At 60.4% G+C, this 17,914-nt stretch carries 17 protein-coding genes; 8 read left to right on the forward strand and 9 right to left on the reverse strand.

The genetic code is table 11. The features are described from left to right. Positions 1-12: 12 nt before the first annotated feature. Both AC0IXS_RS24645 and AC0IXS_RS24650 read right to left on the reverse strand, forming a co-directional pair. The gene (locus AC0IXS_RS24645) at positions 13-1,476 is read right to left on the reverse strand and encodes an N-acyl-D-amino-acid deacylase family protein (protein WP_471825930.1); all 1,464 of its coding nucleotides are present in this window, start codon (positions 1,474-1,476) and stop codon (positions 13-15) included. Between the two features lie 30 nt (positions 1,477-1,506). Continuing rightward, positions 1,507-2,127: a TetR/AcrR family transcriptional regulator gene (locus AC0IXS_RS24650; protein WP_057410796.1), complete on the reverse strand. Its 621-nt coding sequence runs from the start codon at positions 2,125-2,127 to the stop codon at positions 1,507-1,509. A gap of 220 nt (positions 2,128-2,347) precedes the next feature. Here AC0IXS_RS24650 and AC0IXS_RS24655 point away from each other — a divergent pair, with 220 nt between their 5' ends. The 3 genes from AC0IXS_RS24655 (at position 2,348) to AC0IXS_RS24665 (ending at position 5,803) form a co-directional block, all read left to right on the forward strand. Further along, positions 2,348-3,463: an MBL fold metallo-hydrolase gene (locus AC0IXS_RS24655; protein WP_057410795.1), complete on the forward strand. Its 1,116-nt coding sequence runs from the start codon at positions 2,348-2,350 to the stop codon at positions 3,461-3,463. Between the two features lie 107 nt (positions 3,464-3,570). Continuing rightward, complete coding sequence (locus AC0IXS_RS24660; protein ID WP_137203265.1) at positions 3,571-4,800, forward strand: cyanate transporter; 1,230 nt, start codon at positions 3,571-3,573, stop codon at positions 4,798-4,800. 67 nt (positions 4,801-4,867) lie between these two features. Beyond that, entirely contained in the window at positions 4,868-5,803 is a 936-nt protein-coding gene (locus AC0IXS_RS24665) for a LysR family transcriptional regulator (protein WP_122667801.1), read from the forward strand. Here AC0IXS_RS24665 and AC0IXS_RS24670 read toward each other — a convergent pair whose 3' ends face one another. From AC0IXS_RS24670 to rtcR, 4 genes are all read right to left on the reverse strand, one after another. After that, positions 5,804-5,944 (reverse strand): hypothetical protein, encoded by a 141-nt coding sequence (locus AC0IXS_RS24670; protein ID WP_004882646.1) that lies wholly within the window; start codon positions 5,942-5,944, stop codon positions 5,804-5,806. A 119-nt stretch (positions 5,945-6,063) separates the two neighbouring features. Beyond that, positions 6,064-6,741, reverse strand: coding sequence for a type 1 glutamine amidotransferase domain-containing protein (locus AC0IXS_RS24675; protein WP_025994546.1), 678 nt, complete (start codon positions 6,739-6,741; stop codon positions 6,064-6,066). A 165-nt stretch (positions 6,742-6,906) separates the two neighbouring features. Continuing rightward, positions 6,907-8,121, reverse strand: a complete 1,215-nt coding sequence (locus AC0IXS_RS24680) for an aldose 1-epimerase family protein (protein ID WP_043304406.1) — start codon at positions 8,119-8,121, stop codon at positions 6,907-6,909. Between the two features lie 286 nt (positions 8,122-8,407). Further along, the gene (gene rtcR, locus AC0IXS_RS24685; protein WP_137203266.1) at positions 8,408-10,021 is read right to left on the reverse strand and encodes an RNA repair transcriptional activator RtcR; all 1,614 of its coding nucleotides are present in this window, start codon (positions 10,019-10,021) and stop codon (positions 8,408-8,410) included. A gap of 248 nt (positions 10,022-10,269) precedes the next feature. Between rtcR and AC0IXS_RS24690 the strand changes: the two genes are divergently transcribed. The 3 genes from AC0IXS_RS24690 to rtcA are packed head-to-tail and all read left to right on the forward strand — an operon-like array spanning position 10,270 to position 13,372. After that, the gene (locus AC0IXS_RS24690) at positions 10,270-11,496 is read left to right on the forward strand and encodes an RtcB family protein (protein WP_057409341.1); all 1,227 of its coding nucleotides are present in this window, start codon (positions 10,270-10,272) and stop codon (positions 11,494-11,496) included. Between the two features lie 47 nt (positions 11,497-11,543). Further along, positions 11,544-12,350 (forward strand): nucleotidyltransferase domain-containing protein, encoded by an 807-nt coding sequence (locus AC0IXS_RS24695; protein WP_471825934.1) that lies wholly within the window; start codon positions 11,544-11,546, stop codon positions 12,348-12,350. Further along, on the forward strand, positions 12,347-13,372 hold the full coding sequence (gene rtcA, locus AC0IXS_RS24700) for an RNA 3'-terminal phosphate cyclase (protein WP_471825936.1): 1,026 nt from the start codon (positions 12,347-12,349) through the stop codon (positions 13,370-13,372). Before AC0IXS_RS24695 ends, rtcA begins: the two co-directional genes overlap by 4 nt. Here the strand turns inward: rtcA and AC0IXS_RS24705 are convergent. Further along, positions 13,346-13,681: a DUF7693 family protein gene (locus AC0IXS_RS24705; RefSeq protein WP_449121991.1), complete on the reverse strand. Its 336-nt coding sequence runs from the start codon at positions 13,679-13,681 to the stop codon at positions 13,346-13,348. The two genes, rtcA and AC0IXS_RS24705, sit on opposite strands and share 27 nt — an antisense overlap. A 58-nt stretch (positions 13,682-13,739) precedes the next feature. Next, entirely contained in the window at positions 13,740-14,672 is a 933-nt protein-coding gene (locus AC0IXS_RS24710) for a hypothetical protein (RefSeq protein WP_471825938.1), read from the reverse strand. Between the two features lie 145 nt (positions 14,673-14,817). Between AC0IXS_RS24710 and AC0IXS_RS24715 the strand changes: the two genes are divergently transcribed. Continuing rightward, on the forward strand, positions 14,818-15,732 hold the full coding sequence (locus tag AC0IXS_RS24715; protein ID WP_122689559.1) for a LysR family transcriptional regulator: 915 nt from the start codon (positions 14,818-14,820) through the stop codon (positions 15,730-15,732). Here AC0IXS_RS24715 and AC0IXS_RS24720 read toward each other — a convergent pair. Continuing rightward, entirely contained in the window at positions 15,729-16,889 is a 1,161-nt protein-coding gene (locus tag AC0IXS_RS24720) for a TDT family transporter (RefSeq protein ID WP_122689560.1), read from the reverse strand. The genes AC0IXS_RS24715 and AC0IXS_RS24720 overlap by 4 nt on opposite strands. A 126-nt stretch (positions 16,890-17,015) precedes the next feature. On the opposite strand from AC0IXS_RS24720, the gene AC0IXS_RS24725 reads away from it, so the two are divergent. After that, entirely contained in the window at positions 17,016-17,912 is an 897-nt protein-coding gene (locus AC0IXS_RS24725; protein ID WP_057409347.1) for a LysR family transcriptional regulator, read from the forward strand. Positions 17,913-17,914 lie beyond the last annotated feature (2 nt).

The raw sequence follows: 17,914 nt of genomic DNA on the forward strand, positions 1-17,914 counted from the left end.
ATGCGCCAGTGGTCAACCCGCCTTGAAGCCATCCACCAGCGAATCGGTGCGGGGCAGAAACTGCCCCCATCGTTCGGTCTGCCCGACACCGTCGGCGTAGCTCAATCGGCCGTTGACCCAGACGCGCTCGATGCCCTCGGCGGCGCGTTGTGGGTCCTTGAAATCGGCAACGTCCCTGATGCGCTGCGGGTCGAACAACACCAGATCCGCCCAATAACCTTCACGTATCAAACCGCGCTGCAGCAGTCCGAAGCGCGCAGCCGAAAGTCCGGTCATCTTGTGCACGGCGGTGTGCAGCTCGAACAGTTTGCGGTCGCGACTGAAATGCCCGAGCACCCTGGGGAACGCGCCCCATAGGCGCGGATGCGGAAAGGGATCTTCCGGCAGGCCGTCAGAGCCGATCATGGTCAGCGGATGGCTGAGGATGCGTTCCACATCAGCCTCGTCCATCCCGTAATACACAGCGCCCGCAGGCTGCAACCGGCGTGCGGTTTCTTCCAGAGAGAGATTCCAGTCGGCGGCGATATCAGTCAGGTCACGTCCTCCCTGATCAGGGTGCGGTGTGGACCAGGTGATCGTGATTCTGAACGCATCGGTCACCTGCTTGAGGTCCAGCGTCGAGGAACTGGCCGCATAGGGATAACAGTCGCAGCCCACCGGATGACTGGCGGCAGCGTTTTCCAGGGCTGATAACAGTTGTGGACTGCGCCCCCAGTTGCCCGCGCCTGCGCATTTGAGGTGTGAAATCACCACTGGCACCTGTGCATGACGTCCAATGCGAAACGCTTCGTCCATGGCCTCCAGCACCGGCTCGAACTCGCTGCGCAGATGCGTGGTGTACACAGCGCCGACGGTCGTCAGTTCTTCGGCAAGCTGCATGACTTCGTCGGTCTCGGCGCTGAAGGCCGATGCGTAGGCCAGTCCGGTGGACAGCCCCAGCGCGCCGTCTGCCAGGCTGTCACGCAGTTGCTCGCGCATGGCGCTGATCTCGCCCGCGCTGGCGGTGCGCAGCAGGTCCTTCATGTGATTGCTGCGCAGGGCGGTGTGACCGATCAGGGCCGCGACATTGACAGCTGGCCGGGCGGCCTGCACGGCGGCACGGTAATCGGCAAAGCGTGGGTAGACGAATTCGCGGGCTGGCCCGAGCAGGTTCATCGGATCAGGTGGGTCACCGGCCAGGCTGACCGGCGAAGCACTGATACCACAATTGCCGACAATGACGGTGGTCACGCCCTGGCTGATCTTGGGCAGCATCTGGGGCTTGCGGATTACCACGGTGTCATCGTGGGTGTGCACGTCGATGAATCCGGGTGTCAGGACTAGACCATGAGCATCGATTTCTTCGGTTGCGCAGACGTCCTGAAGTGCGCCGATGCGCAGGATGCGTCCGTCATGGATGGCGACGTCGGCGCGATAACCGGTTGCGCCGCTACCGTCGATCACAAATGCATCACGGATCAGCAAGTCGTACAGCATGTCAGTCTCCGGGGTGCTTTTCGCGGCCCTTCAGGACTCGGTTGGCTTTTCGTACCAGCCAAGAAACAGATTCAAGGTCGACTCGACGATTTCGTTCTGCTTTTCCGGGCTGAGCAGGGCGGCGCCAAAGGTCACCTGCGGCCAGAACGCGAACGACTTGAGCAACGCGTGCACCTGCGTGGCGGCAAAGCCCGGATCGACCGGCTTCAGTCGTCCGTCCTTCTGCGCGGCGCGAATCCAGGCGCTGAAGGTTTCCTCGCGCTCGTTGATGCGCGCCAGCCAGACCTGGGCGCGCTCGGGCGAATGGATGGTTGCTCCGACCACGACCCGTGCGAGGTCCAGAAAACTGCTGTCGTTGAGGGTGCGCATTTTGCCCGTCAACAGATCACTCAACTGTTCGCGCAGACCGACATCGGCGTGATACACCACGTCTGACTGCGGGGGAGAGCAGTTCCAGAGACGCTGGAGGATCTCGGCAAAAAGCTCTTCCTTGCTGGGAAAGTGGTTGTAGACCGTGCGCTTGGAAACCTCGGCCCGCGCGGCGATGCGGTCCATGCTGGTGACCTCGAAACCACGGTCACCGAACTCGGCAATGGCTGCCAGGACGATGGCTTCGCGTTTCTGATCGGTGAGGCGCATGGGAGCTGTCATAGGTTCGCTTCAAACGTGCGTTTAGAGAAAAATTACACTCGGCAGTTTACTTGTCGCGGTGGATCATGCAAGCTTAAAACTACACCGTGTAGTGTAATGCACTGTTACACATTTGAAGCGATGTTGTCGATGCCACATGCTTGACATCAGACTCCTGCAACGTAATAGCAGACACTTTTGCACGGCTGAGCCTCAACCTGTCCCAGGGAGTCAGCAAACCATGGCCACGACCCACCAGAAAACGGATGTCTCTTCACTGCCCGTCCTGTCTCGTCACGAGGGGCGTTATCGTAATCATGCGCCGATGAAACCGTTCAGCCTCGTTCGAACGCTGGGCATTTTCTGGGATCAGGCGTTCAACAAACCCAAGGACACCCGTCCGGCGGGCAAGGTGCCGGTACAGCCGCTGTCGCGTCAGCAACTGCTGGCCGCGCCGGACAACACGGTTTACCGACTCGGGCATTCCACTGTTCTGCTGAAACTGCGCAACCGCTTCTTTCTGACCGATCCGGTGTTTGCCGAGCGGGCGTCGCCGGTGCAATGGGCCGGACCGCAGCGCTTTCACCAGCCGCCGATCAGTCTGGAGGATTTGCCACCGATCACTGCCGTCATCCTTTCGCACAACCATTACGACCACCTGGACCGTATGGCGATCAAGGCGCTGATGGCAAAGACCGAGCATTTCATCGCGCCGCTGGGCGTGGGCGATACGCTGATCGAATGGGGTGTGCCCGCGCACAAGGTGCGACAACTGGACTGGTGGCAGTCCACGGAAGTGGAGGGCATCGAGTTCGTCGCCACTCCGTCCCAGCATTTCTCGGGGCGTACCTTGCGCGACAGCAATCAGACGTTGTGGGCGTCCTGGGTGATGATCAACGATCAGCAACGGATTTTCTTCAGCGGCGACAGCGGTTACTTCGATGGTTTCAAGACCATTGGCGAACAATACGGCCCGTTCGACCTGACCCTGATGGAAACCGGCGCCTATAACGTGGAATGGCCCCAGGTGCATATGCAGCCCGAAGAGACGTTGCAGGCGCACCTTGACCTGCGCGGTCGCTGGCTGTTGCCGATCCATAACGGCACCTTCGACCTGTCGATGCACGCCTGGCACGAGCCGTTCGACCGGATTCTGGCCCTGGCCTGGGAGCAGAACGTGACCATCACCACGCCCATGATGGGCCAGCCGTACTACCTGGATTATCCCTGCCGCGGGATGACCTGGTGGATGGCTGTCGATGAGGTCGCCACGTCTGAAACTTCGCCGCAATCCGCGTCTGAAGCCGCGCATGAAGGCCATGTCGCAGCCTGCAGTTGCCGTCGCCAGAGCGCCTGATCGTCAAAGGTTCGAACTGATTTATCGATAGCGCTGCCTGTTTTTTGATTTGCCCCGTGTCACTCACCCCGGCCTAATCATCACTTCTTTAAAAGGAAGATAATGATATGCAAGGTGCTCGCGGGTCAGCTTCTCAAGGTGTCTGGTTGATGGTCGCCATCGTGTTGGTGGCGTTGAACCTGCGCCCCTCGATGGCAGCGGTCGGCCCATTGTTGTCGGCTATCCGGGTGGACATTTCGCTGGGATTCGGCATGGCTTCACTGCTGACCATGCTGCCGGTCATGGCCATGGGATTGGCAATGTTCGTCGGCATGGGCATTGCCACTCGTGTCGGTTCCTATCGGACCATCACGGTCTCGCTGGCGCTGATCGGTGTGGCGACACTGGCGCGGCTGTTTCTCGACTCTGCGGTTGAACTGATCTTCAGCGCTGTGCTGGCGGGGCTGGGCATCGCGATGATTCAGGCGTTGATGCCAGCGCTGATCAAGTCACGCTTCAAGGACAATGTCTCGTTGTGCATGGGCCTTTACGTCACGGCGATCATGGGTGGCGCGGCGATTGCCGCGTCTTTCAGTCCGCTGATGCTGAGTCTCAGCGGCAACTGGCGGTTCGGCCTGGCGATCTGGGCTGCGCTGGCGCTGCTGGCGTTGTGTTTCTGGGTGGTTCAACGTCATGCGTTCCAGAGCAGCGTATCGTCCGCAGCACCTCGCAAACAGGCGTTTTCGCGGATGCCGAGGGCCTGGATGTTGGGCGTCTTTTTTGGTCTGGGCACTGCGTCCTACACCTGTGCCCTGGCCTGGCTGGCACCGTATTACCTTGAAAATGGCTGGAGTGAGCAGGACGCTGGACTGTTGTTGGGCTTCATGACCCTGATGGAAGTGGTGTCGGGTCTGGTGACGCCAGCGTTGGCCAATCGCAGTCGCGACAAGCGTCTGGTGCTGGCAGTTCTGCTGGGGCTGATCATGGCGGGCTTCGTCGGTCTTATCCTGATGCCGCAGCAACTGAGCCTGCTGTGGACCGGCCTGCTGGGTCTGGGCATCGGGGGCCTGTTCCCCATGAGCCTGATCGTCTCCATGGATCACTACGATGACCCGCAGCAGGCAGGCAGTCTGACCGCGTTCGTCCAGGGTGTGGGTTATCTGATCGCCGGCCTGTCACCCTTGCTGGCTGGCGTGATTCGTGACGTGACCGGCAGTTTCGCAGGCGCGTGGTGGTCGTTGATCGGGCTGGTCGCTGTGATGCTGCTGATGGTTGTGCGTCTTGATCCGCGACACTACGCCCGACACCTGCACGAATCGTCAGCACATGCCGGTAGTGCTGAAGGTAAGACGGCCTGATTGCGTTTTGATGTTATCTTGCTGGTGCTGATCCGGTCCTTGATCGCAGTGCCAACGAGATGACTCGATGCTCAACAGTAATGCCCTCAGAAAGCTGGACATGCAGGACCTGATGATCTTCGTCTCGGTCTTCGAGCAGCGCAACCTGACGCTGGTCTCGGAGGCGCTGAATGTCAGCCAGTCCACAGTCAGTTACTGCCTCAAGAAGCTGCGGGCCAATTTCGAGGATGACCTGTTCATCAGCACCCGCAACGGCATGCGTCCAACCCGCAAGGCCATTGCCATGCACGGCCACGTGCAGCAGATACTGCACCAGGTCAACCTCTGCCATGACGGGTTGAAGTTGTTCGACCCGAGCAGCGGGCAAACCACCTTCACGGTCTGCGCTCCTGAATACTTTGAACTGCTGGTGCTGCCGCATCTGTTGCGCGGTTTCGTCGCTGCGGGCTTCTCGGTGGCGGTCAACGTTCAGAAACTGGACAGGCACTTGCCAGTCGAGCGGCTCATTGACGGCCGTTTCGATCTGGCGCTGTGTTTCGGTCCCGGGTTTCACCGGGTGCCCGACAGCCTGATTGCCCAAGTGCTGTTGGAAGACGATCTGGTCTGCGTAATGGATAGCCAGTCGGCACCAGTGAGCGCGCTGATCGACCTTGAGACGTTCACCTCAAGGCATCACGTCTATCCGACGCCGTGGACCTCGGACACCAACATGGTCGATGGCTGGCTTCAGAGCAAAGGCCTGGAGCGCCACATTGTGGCCAGGGCCAACAGTTACCGGGCAGCCTTGCAGTTGCTGGAAGGTACACATTTCATACTGGTATTGCCACGGCGCATCCAGACGCTCTTGTGCAACGAGCCCTGGATAGCCGTTTACGAGTTGCCACCTGACCTGCCGGGCTTCAGCCTGGACATGGTCTGGAGCGCCCACGCCGATCAGGACGAAGCCAACGGCTGGTTCCGCGAACAGGTGGTCAAGGTGTGCGCCGAGCAGGGTCTGCTCTGATCAGCGGTCTTTCTGCGGATCAGGCTCGGTTGCAGGCCGTGGCTGCTCGCCCTTTTCATTGAGCTGCTTGTTCTTCTCGCCCACTTTGCCGGCGTTTTCCGGCTTGTGATCGAGGTCTTCGCGTTCTGATTCCTGAGTCATGACCTGCCTCCGAATGAATGGACTCTCTCGGTATTGGTCAACGTGGCGCGCCCAAGATTCGATTTATCGTGATGACGACCCGGCGACCGCCTGCGCAGTGGAGGGCCGGGTCGGCGTGATCAGCTCAACAGGGTAATCAGATCCTTGGCCGTCTGAGCCGAGCTGGCCGGGTTCTGACCGGTCACCAGCTTGCCGTCGGTGATGACATGGACGCCCCAGTCATCGGTCTTCGAATAGTCGCCGCCCAGTTCCTTGAGCATGTCTTCGACCAGAAACGGCACGACGTTGGTCAGGCCGACGCCTTCTTCTTCGCTGTTGGTAAAGCCGGTGACGCGACGGCCCTTGACCAGCGGCTCGCCATTTTCTGCACGGACCTTGCGCAGCACGCCGGGCGCATGGCACACCAGCGCATGGGGTTTGTCGGCCTTGGCGAACGCTTCGATCAGGGCGATGGATTTCGGATCTTCGGCCAGATCCCACAGCGGACCATGGCCACCGGGGTAGAACACTGCGTCGAAGTCGTCGGCCTTCACGTCAGCCAGGCGACCCGTATTGGCGAGCGCCTGCTGGGCAGCGGAGTCTTCACGGAAACGCTGGGTTTCGGCGGTCTGTGCGTCTTGCTCATCACTCTTGGGGTCCAGCGGCGGCTGTCCACCTGCAGGCGACACCAGGGTGACTTCGGCCCCTGCGTCCTTGAAGATGTAGTAGGGCGCTGCAAATTCCTCGAGCCAGAAACCGGTTTTCTTGCCGGTATCGCCCAGTTGGTCGTGTGAAGTCAGAACCATCAGGATTTTCATGAATGTGCTCGTCATTGAGGGATTGAGAGGGTGTAGACAGGCGAAAGCGCCAAGTGTTGTGCGCAATGCTGAACGTGAATGAAACAAGGCCGGATTCGACAGTAATGCGTCGAGATCCGGCCTCGTCATGCAGCAGCGCTGATTGCCTGCGTCAGGCGCGAGCGATCACTCCTTGGTCAGGTCCACCAGCGGCTCCTGGCGCACTTCGGTCTCGCGGCCTGCCTGGATGGTCTTGATCTGACCCAAGGCCTTGTCGACGGCGCCCTTGTCCGCCAGCAGGCTGTAGCTGATCTGGAACTGACGCTGCGCTTTCGGCTCGATGGTCGGCACCAGATTCAGCGGGCGCTGGAAACGGCGGTTATAGGAAAAGCTGGTGCCAGGCTCAAGACCGGTCACATAGCCCTGACCCTTGGTGTCAGTGTTTTTCCACAGCGAGAACACTGGCAATTGCTGGGTGTTGAAGCCTACCGCCACGCCCAGGCTGCCTGCCTTGTTGTGCAGAACGGTGACAGTGTCGCCCTTGTCATCGCCGTACGGCACGATGTTGTAGACGGTTTCGTCGTAATCCGGGGTCGGCCCGCGATAGGTCTGCCAGTCGCCCAGATCACCCTTGGCCTTTTCGTTGAACGGCGATACCTGCTTGACCGGCGCTTCGAAGCGCGCGCCCTGTTCCAGGAACGGCGTGCTGAAGTTGCTGTGGTACAGCGCCTGATATTCCTTCGGATAGTCGCCGTTGTTGGTCAGCGTGTCGTTCAGCGAGAAGCGTGTGCTGCCTGGCTCGGTGACCAGTTCGGTCTGCACCGAGAAGTCGACCTTCTTGAACGCCTGCTCCTTGAGTTCGCCCTTGAGGCGGATCGCGTAAGGCGGCTTCTCGTCAATGTGCAGCGTCACCTTGCTGGCCGGGATATTGGCCGCGCGACCGTGCAGGGTCAGCAGCTCGCCGTTGTCCATGCCTGGATGGCCGACCCATTCGTAGCCGCAACGGGTCACCAATTCGTTGAACCCTTCCAGCCAGCCCAGCCCGCCGCGACCATTGAGTTCGATGAACGCCGGGTTGACCACATCCTTGACCGGTGAATCCCAGCCCATGCGCACGTCACCGACCGAGGCCTGCAGCACGTTCATGCCACGCGTGGGCACCACCGAGAGCTTCATGGTGCCGTTGTCGATATCAATGATGCTCACGCCTTCCTGGCGACCGCCATGCAGGGTTCGCAGGGTAATAGTGAACGGCTTGTCGGTCTTGACGCCCAGTTGCTTGCTGGTGATCTGCTGGTTCTGCGCAGGCTTGTCGGTATCGAGCAGAACGTAGTCCCAGGCAAAAGCGCTGGAGGCGAGGGAGAGGGCGCTGAGGCCCACCAGCAGGGGAAGGGTTTTCATGAGGGTGTGTCCTTCTGACTTATTGGAATTATGGGTGTGCTGGACTGGATTAAACGTTTCAGCAGTCAGCGGAGTCTAGCCAAAGTCGTGGGCGCTGTGGAGTAGAATTTAGGCAGGTTTCTGCGGGCCGTGCAGATTTCATGTGCAGGCGCGTTTTAACGGTCAGGAATTTAAAGTCGGTCAGAAAAAGATAGCGCCTGCAATCCTTCATCATGCGGCATAGCGACAGGCTATTGTCAGCATTGCTCAAGCAAGCTGGCCGCGCAGTCCCTGTCATGCGGCTTTTTCAGCCGGGCAGCGCGGATTCCCGAATCTGCTTCCACTCTATCCCGAAGCGCCCGAGGTATTTGCGCAGTCTGTCTGCGTCATTGGGGTTGGCCTTGCTCAGCCGCGATACGCCGAACAATCGTCGTCCCGCGCTCGACAGGCTGTCGGCTCCCTTGCAGATTTCAATCACGGCGTTGAGTTGCAGTCGGTCGAAAAGATCCAGTTCAAGGTCGTCGTCGAGCAGCGCCGTGGTTATTTCGTCCGCCTGACTCAGGCCCCAGGCGTAACGCAGTCGGTCGATCTCCTCTGCGACCTGATCTTCATCGATGCGACCGCTGTCTGCCAGCGTGGCCATGCGGGTAATGGAGGCCGACAGTTCTCTGAAGTTACCCAGCCAGACGGCTTCGGCGGAACAGGCGAAGGCTACGTAGCGTTTGCGTGCCTGCTGATTGAAACTCACCATGCTGCCCAGTTCCTGAGCATGACGCTCAAGCTCGAAATCGATGTTGGGCTCGATGTCCTCGCGACGCCCGGCAAGGCCCGGTAGCTGGAATGTCCACAAATTGATTCGTGCATACAGGTCTTCTCGAAACAGGCCCTGCAGAACGCGTTCGCGCAGGTCGCGGTGAGTCCCTGCGATGATCACGAAATCGCTGTCCACTTCCTTGTCCGAGCCCATGGGGAAAAACCGTTTCTCCTCGATGGCCTTGAGCAGCATGGCCTGCTCGTCGGCCCCAAGCTCACCGATTTCATCCAGAAACAACATGCCGCCGTCCGCCGAACGCAGCAGACCGTCGCGTGCATTCTGGGCACCCGTGAACGCGCCTTTGACGTGGCCGAACAGCGCCGACATGGCGCCGTCGCCTCGCAGGGTTGCGCAGTTCACTTCCACAAAGCGCCCCTGAACCTGATGCCTGCTGCGTTTGAGTTCGTAAATTCGTCTGGCCAGAAATGATTTGCCTGCGCCGGTGGGTCCGATCAGCAACATGGGGGCTTTCGAGCGCACGGCGACGCGTTCGATCTGTTCGATTGAGCGATTGAAGGCCGGATTGCGCGTGGCGATACCGGACTTGAGGAAGGCCAGGCCTTCCAGGCGTTTGCTGGCGAATCGCGATGCAATCCGGTCGTAGCGTGAAAGGTCGAGGTCGATCAGTGTGTGCGTGCCGACGGCGGGTTCGCTCGGGTCGCGGCGTCTTGAGGGTGATGTCTGGATCAGCCGGGCGGGCAGATACCGGGCTTCGGTGAGCAGGAACCAGCAGATCTGCGCAACGTGAGTGCCGGTGGTGATGTGCACCAGATAATCTTCGTGGTCGGTGTCGAACGCGTACGCGGTGGTGAAGTCGTGCAGGGCGCCATAGACCTCCTCGAAGTCCCATGGATTTTTCAGGTGCATGGGGTGAAGACGTACGTCGGTCTCCGGTGAAATCTGGCGGATATCGTCGGCCACCCGCTGCGCCAGGCTGACGTCCCTGGCATCGATGCCGTGAATCAGCTCCAGGCGATGGATCAGCATGTCGTCCTGCTGACACAGGCTGACACTGGGTCGCCAATGATTCCAGCGATTCGCACCTTTGCCCACGCGATCGAGCGTGGCGCCGATAAAGCCGATTGCGACGGTGCGTCTGGAAGACATCTTTATACCTTGAGATAAAAAACGATAAAAAATAATAGAATTTTATGGCAGATCTGTCTCGTTCAAATACAGCTGCTACATGAATAAAATAAATAATCGTTAAAAAACAGTGAGTTAAAAATAATTAGATCATCCTTCTCTAGTCTGGCACGGCCGCTGCAATAGCTTATTTATGAAAAACACCGGCTTCATGAAACGAACGCCGCCAGGTAATGCGCCGAACCTTCGGCATGACAAGAGTAGAGAACATGGAAAAGACCACCTACCAGTTACTGGAAGTCGCCAACGGCAAACCCATCAAAATGTGGACCCAGGGCGTGCCGGTTGAGGACGAGGCGCGTCAGCAATTGATGAATACGGCCAGCATGCCGTTCATCTTCAAGCACCTGGCGGTCATGCCCGATGTGCACCTGGGCAAGGGTTCGACCATTGGCAGCGTTATCCCTACGGTGGGGGCAATCATTCCTGCCGCAGTCGGGGTGGATATCGGTTGCGGCATGATTGCTGCGCGTACGTCGCTGACGGCCAGCGATCTGCCGGACAACCTGGCCGGTCTGCGCAGCGCCATCGAACAGGCTGTGCCTCATGGTCGAACCTCGACACGTGGCGGTCGGGACAAGGGCGCGTGGGGCGATATTCCGCAACAGGCCGATCGGGCATGGGAAGCATTGGCGCCAGGCTTCAAGGCGCTGACCGACAAATACCCGCGACTTGTCAAAAGCAACAACCGCCAGCATCTGGGCACACTGGGTTCGGGCAACCACTTCATCGAAGTTTGCCTGGATGAAGCCAACCGGGTCTGGTTCATGCTCCACAGCGGTTCACGTGGCGTTGGCAATGCAATCGGTACGCTGTTCATCCAGATGGCGCAGGCGGACATGCGTCAGCACATCGCCAACCTTCCGGATCGTGACCTGGCGTACTTCGAAGAGGGCAGTCAGCACTTCGATGATTACGTTCAGGCAGTTGGCTGGGCTCAGGAGTTTGCCCGGCAGAACCGTGAATTGATGATGCAGTCTGTGGTTCAGGCTGCCCGCAGGATTATCAGTAAACCCTTTGAGGTCGCGCTGGAGGCAGTCAACTGTCACCACAACTATGTGCAGAAAGAGCGGCATTTCGGCGAGGACGTCCTGGTCACCCGCAAAGGCGCAGTGTCGGCCAAAAAGGGCGAGCTGGGGATCATCCCGGGCTCCATGGGCGCCAAGAGTTTCATCGTGCGCGGGTTGGGCAACGAGGAGTCATTCTGCTCCTGCAGCCACGGTGCCGGTCGTACCATGAGCCGTACCCGGGCCAAGGACATGTTCACGGTCGAGGATCAGATTAGTGCCACAGCCCATGTGGAGTGCCGCAAGGATGCTGCGGTGATCGATGAGATTCCGATGGCCTACAAGGACATCGACAAGGTCATGCATGCACAGCGAGAACTGGTGGAAGTCATGCACACGCTGCGGCAAGTGGTGTGTGTGAAAGGCTAATCACAGATGGAGCGCAGGATGCTCCGTCTGCCAAGGAATAACGGGAAATGAAAAGGGAATCTACAGAAGCGCATCCGCTTGATGACACCATGCGCGCACGGGTGCTGGATGAGCTGACGCGCATAGAGCGCGAGCGCAATGTCACGGTCTTGTACGCGTGTGAATCAGGCAGTCGTGCCTGGGGCTTCGCCTCCACCGACAGCGATTACGACGTTCGCTTCGTGTATGTCGAGAAGCCGGAATGGTTCGTTCAGGTCGACGCGGGTCGTGACGTGATCGAGCGTCCGCTGGATGACGAACTGGATGTCAGTGGCTGGGAGCTGCGCAAGACCCTCGGGTTATTGCGCAAGTCCAACCCGACGCTGCTCGAATGGCTCGACTCACCGCTGGTGTATCGCAGCGAAAGCGAGGCAACCGCACGTCTGCGGGCGCTGGCTGAAGCGTTCTACAGCCCGCCTGCCGCGCGCAACCATTACCTGTCGATGGCCAGGAAGAATTTCCGTGGTTATCTGCAAGGCGAGAGCGTGCGTTTCAAGAAGTACTTCTACGTGCTGCGGCCTTTGCTGGCGGTGCGCTGGATCGACCAGGGCCGAGGCAGGCCGCCCATGACCTTCGCTGATCTGTTGAGCACGGTCGACGACCCGCTGCTGCTCGACGAAGTGGCTGAATTGCTGGTGCTCAAGCGCAGTGCCGACGAGGCTGCCTACGGACCACGGCGTCCCGCGCTGCATGCGTTCATCGCGGCCGAACTGGAACGCAATGTGCCCTTATTGCCGAGGACGCATGGCGACAGCGGGTTGCTCGATCAGTACCTGAGGGAGACCGTCGCGCATTACGCAGGGAGTCGGACATGAACAGGGATGTTATCGAGCTGGACGGCTCCAGCGGAGGCGGGCAAGTACTGCGCAGCGCCTTGAGCCTGTCCATGATCACTGGCCGTGCGCTGCACATCCATCACATCCGTGGCCAACGCAGCCGGCCGGGTTTGCTGCGTCAGCACCTCACGGCTGTTCTGGCTGCGGCCAGGATCTGTGAGGCGCAGGTGAGCGGTGCCGAATTGGGCTCTCAGGCGTTATGGTTCGAGCCGGGCAAGGTGCGAGCAGGCGATTATGAGTTTGCAATCGGCAGCGCGGGCAGTTGCACACTGGTATTGCAAACGCTCTTGCCGGCATTGTTGCTGTCGTGCGAACCCAGCCGGGTGTCGATCAGCGGCGGGACCCATAACCCCATGGCGCCTGCGGTGGACTTTCTGCAGCGTGCGTGGCTGCCACAGCTGAGGCGTATGGGCGCGCAAGTGGAGCTTGAGCTGCTTCGCCACGGATTCGTTCCCGCAGGAGGCGGGCAGGTGCAGGCCATGATCAAGCCTTCCCGGCTGACAGCCTTGCATCTGTACGACCGGGGAACAGAAGTCGGCCGTCATGCCACGGCACTGTCTGCGGGTCTGCCTGAACAGGTGGCGATGCGTGAATTGGCCCGAGTCGGTCAACGCCTGTCGATGGCACCTGCGCAGTTGCATACGGTTGTGCTGGACCCGGAGCAGGGGCCTGGCAACGCGCTGTCGCTGGTCGTTGAGTGTGAACAGGTCACCGAGGTCTTCAGTGCGTTTGGCCAGTCGAACCTGCGTGCCGAAGCCGTGGCTGATCGTGCAATCGTGAAGGCGGTCGAATGGCTGCACAGCGATTCGGCGGTTGCCGAGCATCTGGCTGACCAGTTGCTGTTACCCATGGCGCTGGCGGGCGGCGGCAGTTTCAGTACGTTGCGCATGACTGACCATCTGCTCAGCAATATCGCGGTCATCGAGCGCTTTCTCCCGGTTCGCTTTGACTGTCATGAAGCGTGGCCACACCGGCTATTGATCGAATGCCGAGCTGCCTGAGTTGTCATTCACACATCTGTGAATCACCAACCGCTCGATCTGCGCCTGCTCCCATCCGCTGAGCAGGCTCACCGGGTCCGTGCGCGGCCAGTCTTCGGCCGATCCCTGTCGGCCATCCGGAGTCAGGCAGTGTGGGCAACCTGTCACGCGGTTGCCCGAGATTTCCAGCGTCAGGCACCAGCCATCGATGTCGATCCGGAGCAGGTCTGACTCGCAATCATCGAGGCGGCGCAGTGAGCGAACGCCCAGCGTTGCCTCTTTCAGGCACTGATAAACCTCGCGGGCGCTCAGGGTTGGAGTGGGTGGCATGGGCGTTCGCGATCAGGTTGAAAAGGGACGACCAGCATAAAAGCCGGTCGTCCTGCTGTCACTCTGCTGGCGTTTCATCGGCTGGGGCGGCACCAAACAGTGTCTCGACTTCAGGCTGCGTCTGGTTGATAGCCCCCAGCTGGCGAATCAGTTCGGCCTGGCGACTGCCCCGGATACCCGCCGTGGTCATGACCCCGTCACGTACGTAGGTGTAGACGCCGCTGACGGCAAACGGGGTGATGTGGCTGACGTGGGCGCCTATACCATGGGTGATGGCCTTGAAGCGTTCGCTGGCGTAACAGGTGCGTCGGGTCCAGGCCGATTCGAAGGTGATTTCCATGAACACGATGTTCAGGCGCGGTTCGCTGGCGTAATGGGCGACGTCCGGCGCAGGGGGCGCGGGCTGCTCGTTGTCGTAGGGCTGCGCAAGGTGCAGGCGCAGTTTGAGCACCTCGTCCAGACCGGCCAGATCGCGAGCCAGGGTGTCGATGGCTTCGCGCGCAGCTGCAAGGTTGTCGCGATTCAAATGAAAGTGCAGGTGCAAACGATCCAGAGTCGAGGTTTCGTTGGGCGAAGGTTCCGGCAGACGGTCCATCAGCGTGCTTGAACCGTCCGGCACGTCATAGGCCAGGGTTTCCTCGAACATGTTCTGTTCATCGGAAAACAGAATCGCACTGGCTTTCTGGAAGCGCTGCTGGTCTTCGGCCGATAGAAAACCGATCTCCACGCCGCCATCCAGCACGTAGCCTTCCAGTGGCTTGACGCCTTCGATGATCGGCCACAGGTGGGCGTCCTGTTCGCGGGACAGGTGATGCTGCACGTACCAGCCAAGGCCGTCGAGGCGCGCGCACAGCGGGCCGTGCACGTCACGCCAGTAAGTGGCGAAGAGTTCGTGAGGTACGCCGGGTCTGCGCAGTACCGTGGTGTAGGTATTGATGACGATGCGCTGGTCGCGCGCGCCGTGGTTGTCGGCGAAGTGTGAGGTGTGCATGAGTAGGCTCTGCGCTGAAGTGTCTGAATGAGGCGTTCCAGCGACCGCTTAAGTTCAAGGAATATGCCCGGCGGGGCTCTACACGCAGTCTGCCGCAGCGGGCCAGTCGCGCTATCATCAGCGCACCTTGCCAGCGGATAGCCCCATGCAGTTGCCCGACCTGAACCTGTTGATCGCCCTTGATGCGTTGCTCGACGAAGGCAGCGTCGTGGGCGCGGCGCGGCGCATGCACCTCAGCCCGGCAGCCATGAGTCGCACATTGACGCGGATTCGTGAGGCCACCGGCGATCCGGTACTGGTGCGTGCCGGTCGTGGGCTGGTGCCGACGCCGCGTGCGCTGGCCATGCAGGCGCAGGTGCGCGAACTGGTCGAACAGGCCGCTCAGGTGTTTCAGGCCCGCGATGAAGTGGACATGAGCACCCTGGAGCGCTGTTTCAACGTGCGCTCCAACGACGTGTTCTTCGGCTCGTTCGGTGCCCATGTGCTGGAGGCTATCCGCATCGGTGCGCCCGGCTGCACCCTGCGCTTCGTGCCTGAGGGGGCTGACGACGATGACGCGCTGCGCGAAGGCAGAATCGACCTGTACATCTCGTCACGGCTCAATTTCGGTCCGGAGATCAAGATTCAGACCCTGTTCAACACTCGCTTCTGCGGTCTGGCACGTGAAGGGCATCCCATCTTCGACGGACCGATCACACCCGAGCGATTCGCCGGGTTCGATCACGTCAGCGTGTCTCGCAGAGGCCTTGCACGCGGACCGATCGATCCGGCGCTGGCAGAGCTGGGACTGGAGCGGCGTATCGCGCTGATCACGCCGCATTTCCACTCGGCGATTTTCGGAGTGGCCGAGTCTGACCTGATCCTGTCGTTGCCCGAGCCGGTGCTCTGGGGCCTGAAGCGACTGGGCCTGAAGATGCGCGCGTTTGCCATTCCGCTGGCGCTGGAAACCGTATCGGTCAATCAGGCCTGGCACCCGCGCTTCGACAAGGACCCGGCGCACCGCTGGCTGCGCCAGACCCTCAAAGAGGTCTGTTCAGTGCCCCGGCAGATGGACCTTTAACGCGGGCTGTTCTGGCACCTGGCAATGCAAGGTGAAACGAACAGATGGCCTCGCCATGCGCCTGCCACTGTCCGGGTTGCAACCAGCGTCCACATCAGCCCCAGCAGGGCGACCAGCGCCATGCCGAACTGGTCGAAAAAGCCCAGTTGCAAGGTCGAACCCAGTTTCAGCGTCGCCAGCGCATACACACCAAGCGGAAAGGTAAAGGCCCACCAGCCTAGGTTGAACTCGATGCCGGCCTTGAAATAACGCAGCGTGATCAATGCAGCCAACGCCATCCACCAGAGGCCGAGGCCCCAGAACAGCGTGCCGACGATGACGCCGACCCCTGCGGCTACTTCGCCGACCGACGCCAGGCCGTGCGCGGCGAACACCTGAGGCGCGTCATTGGCCATTACCAGCATGCCCAGCGCGCCTGTCCCGATAGGCCCCAGCGCCAGCCAGCTCGAGGCGGCCATGCTTTCGTGGGGCAGTTTGTGCAACGCCAGACGCAGCAACAGGATCACCAGAATGCTCAGCGCCACCGGCACCGAGTAGGCCCACAACACGTAGCTGGTGATCAGCACCGTGAATTGCGACGCAGTGTCGGTAAGGTGCGGTGTCAGCAGACCGCCGCAGGCAGCGGCAACTTCCGCCGCCACCACGGGCAGCAGCCAGACAGCGGTCATCTTTTCGATGCTGTGTTCCTGGCGGGTGAACATCATGAACGGAATCAGTACGCCGCAGGCCATGGCCATTGCCACATCCAGCCACCACAGGGCTTCGGCCACCGGAATCACGCCAGCGCCCCAGCGATCGGGTCCGAACACCAGAAGACCACTGATGATCGTCGCCAGACCCATGGGAATGGTGCCGAAGAACATCGAGACCGTCGAATGACCGAACACCTGCCGCGCTTCATCGAAGAACAGCAACCAGCGGCTCGCGTACATCACGCTGAACAGCACGAACAGGCCGATATTGAAGAACCATAGGGCTTCGCCCACATTGCGCAGCAATGCGATGTCGCCGGGCAGTTGCGCCAGCGCCAGAGACAGAACCCCGGTGCCCATGGTCACGGCGAACCAGTTGGGGGTGAATTGCCTGACAGCTTCGCGCGGGCTCGATAACGAGGCGAGGGGGGCGATACCCTCGATAACGGTTGCAAGCCTGCTCATGATGTTCTCCTGCTGACGGCCTGGGTGTATGTCGTCAGTTTACGGGCGTGCGAACAATTCTCTAAACGGGTAATCTCGGTTCCAGTTACCTGTTATTCAGGTTGATCTGTATTCGGGAGTCGTCGCTTGAAACTCAACCTGCGTCAGTTGCAAATCTTCTGCGCTGTCACCCAGCACGGCAGTACCGTTGGCGCAGGTCTTGCCGTATCGCTTTCACAATCGGCGACCAGCGCGGCCTTGAACGAGCTGGAAAGCGCGCTGGGCACCCGGCTATTCGATCGGGTCGGCAAGCGTTTGGTCCTGAATGACAACGGTCACGCCTTGCTGCCTCAGGCCCGGCAGATGCTGGAAAGCGCCCAGCAGATCGAAGACAGCTTTCTGTTGCCCGATGCCGGTCTGAACACCCGGTTGCGGATCGGCTGCAGCAGCACCATCGCCAACTACGTGCTGCCACAGATCGTTGCGGCGCTGCGCACCTCGGCGCCTTCGTTGCGGGTGGACATGGACATCGGCAACAGCGCTCTGATTGCCCGCAAGGTCGCGCAATTCGAGATCGACATGGGGATGATCGAGGCGCCGTGTCATCTGCCCGAGCTGATCGCCGAACCCTGGCTGGTCGATGAAATGGTCATCGTTGCCGGGCGTGATCATCCGCTGGCCGTGCAGAAACAGGTGTCGCTGAGTGACCTGCAACACGCCGAGTGGCTGCTGCGCGAGCCGGGTTCGGGGACGCGTGGCGAAGTGGAACATCTGTTGCTCAGGCACCTTCACGACCTGGAAGACATGCGGCAGATGGGCAGCTCCGAAGCGATCAAACGCACTCTGGCCCAAGGGATCGGCATCAGTTGCCTGTCCCGCCGCGTGGTGGCTGATCTGTTGGCGAGCGGCGAGCTGCAGATCCTCAACAGCCCCTTGCCACCGCTGACCCGCCGGTTCTTCCTGATTCGTCATCGCGACAAGTTTGTCTCGACCAGCCTGCAGCGATTCAGTGAGCAGTGCAGCGAATCGGCGGGTGAGGCGTAATG

The organism is Pseudomonas sp. AC016, from assembly GCF_979253365.1.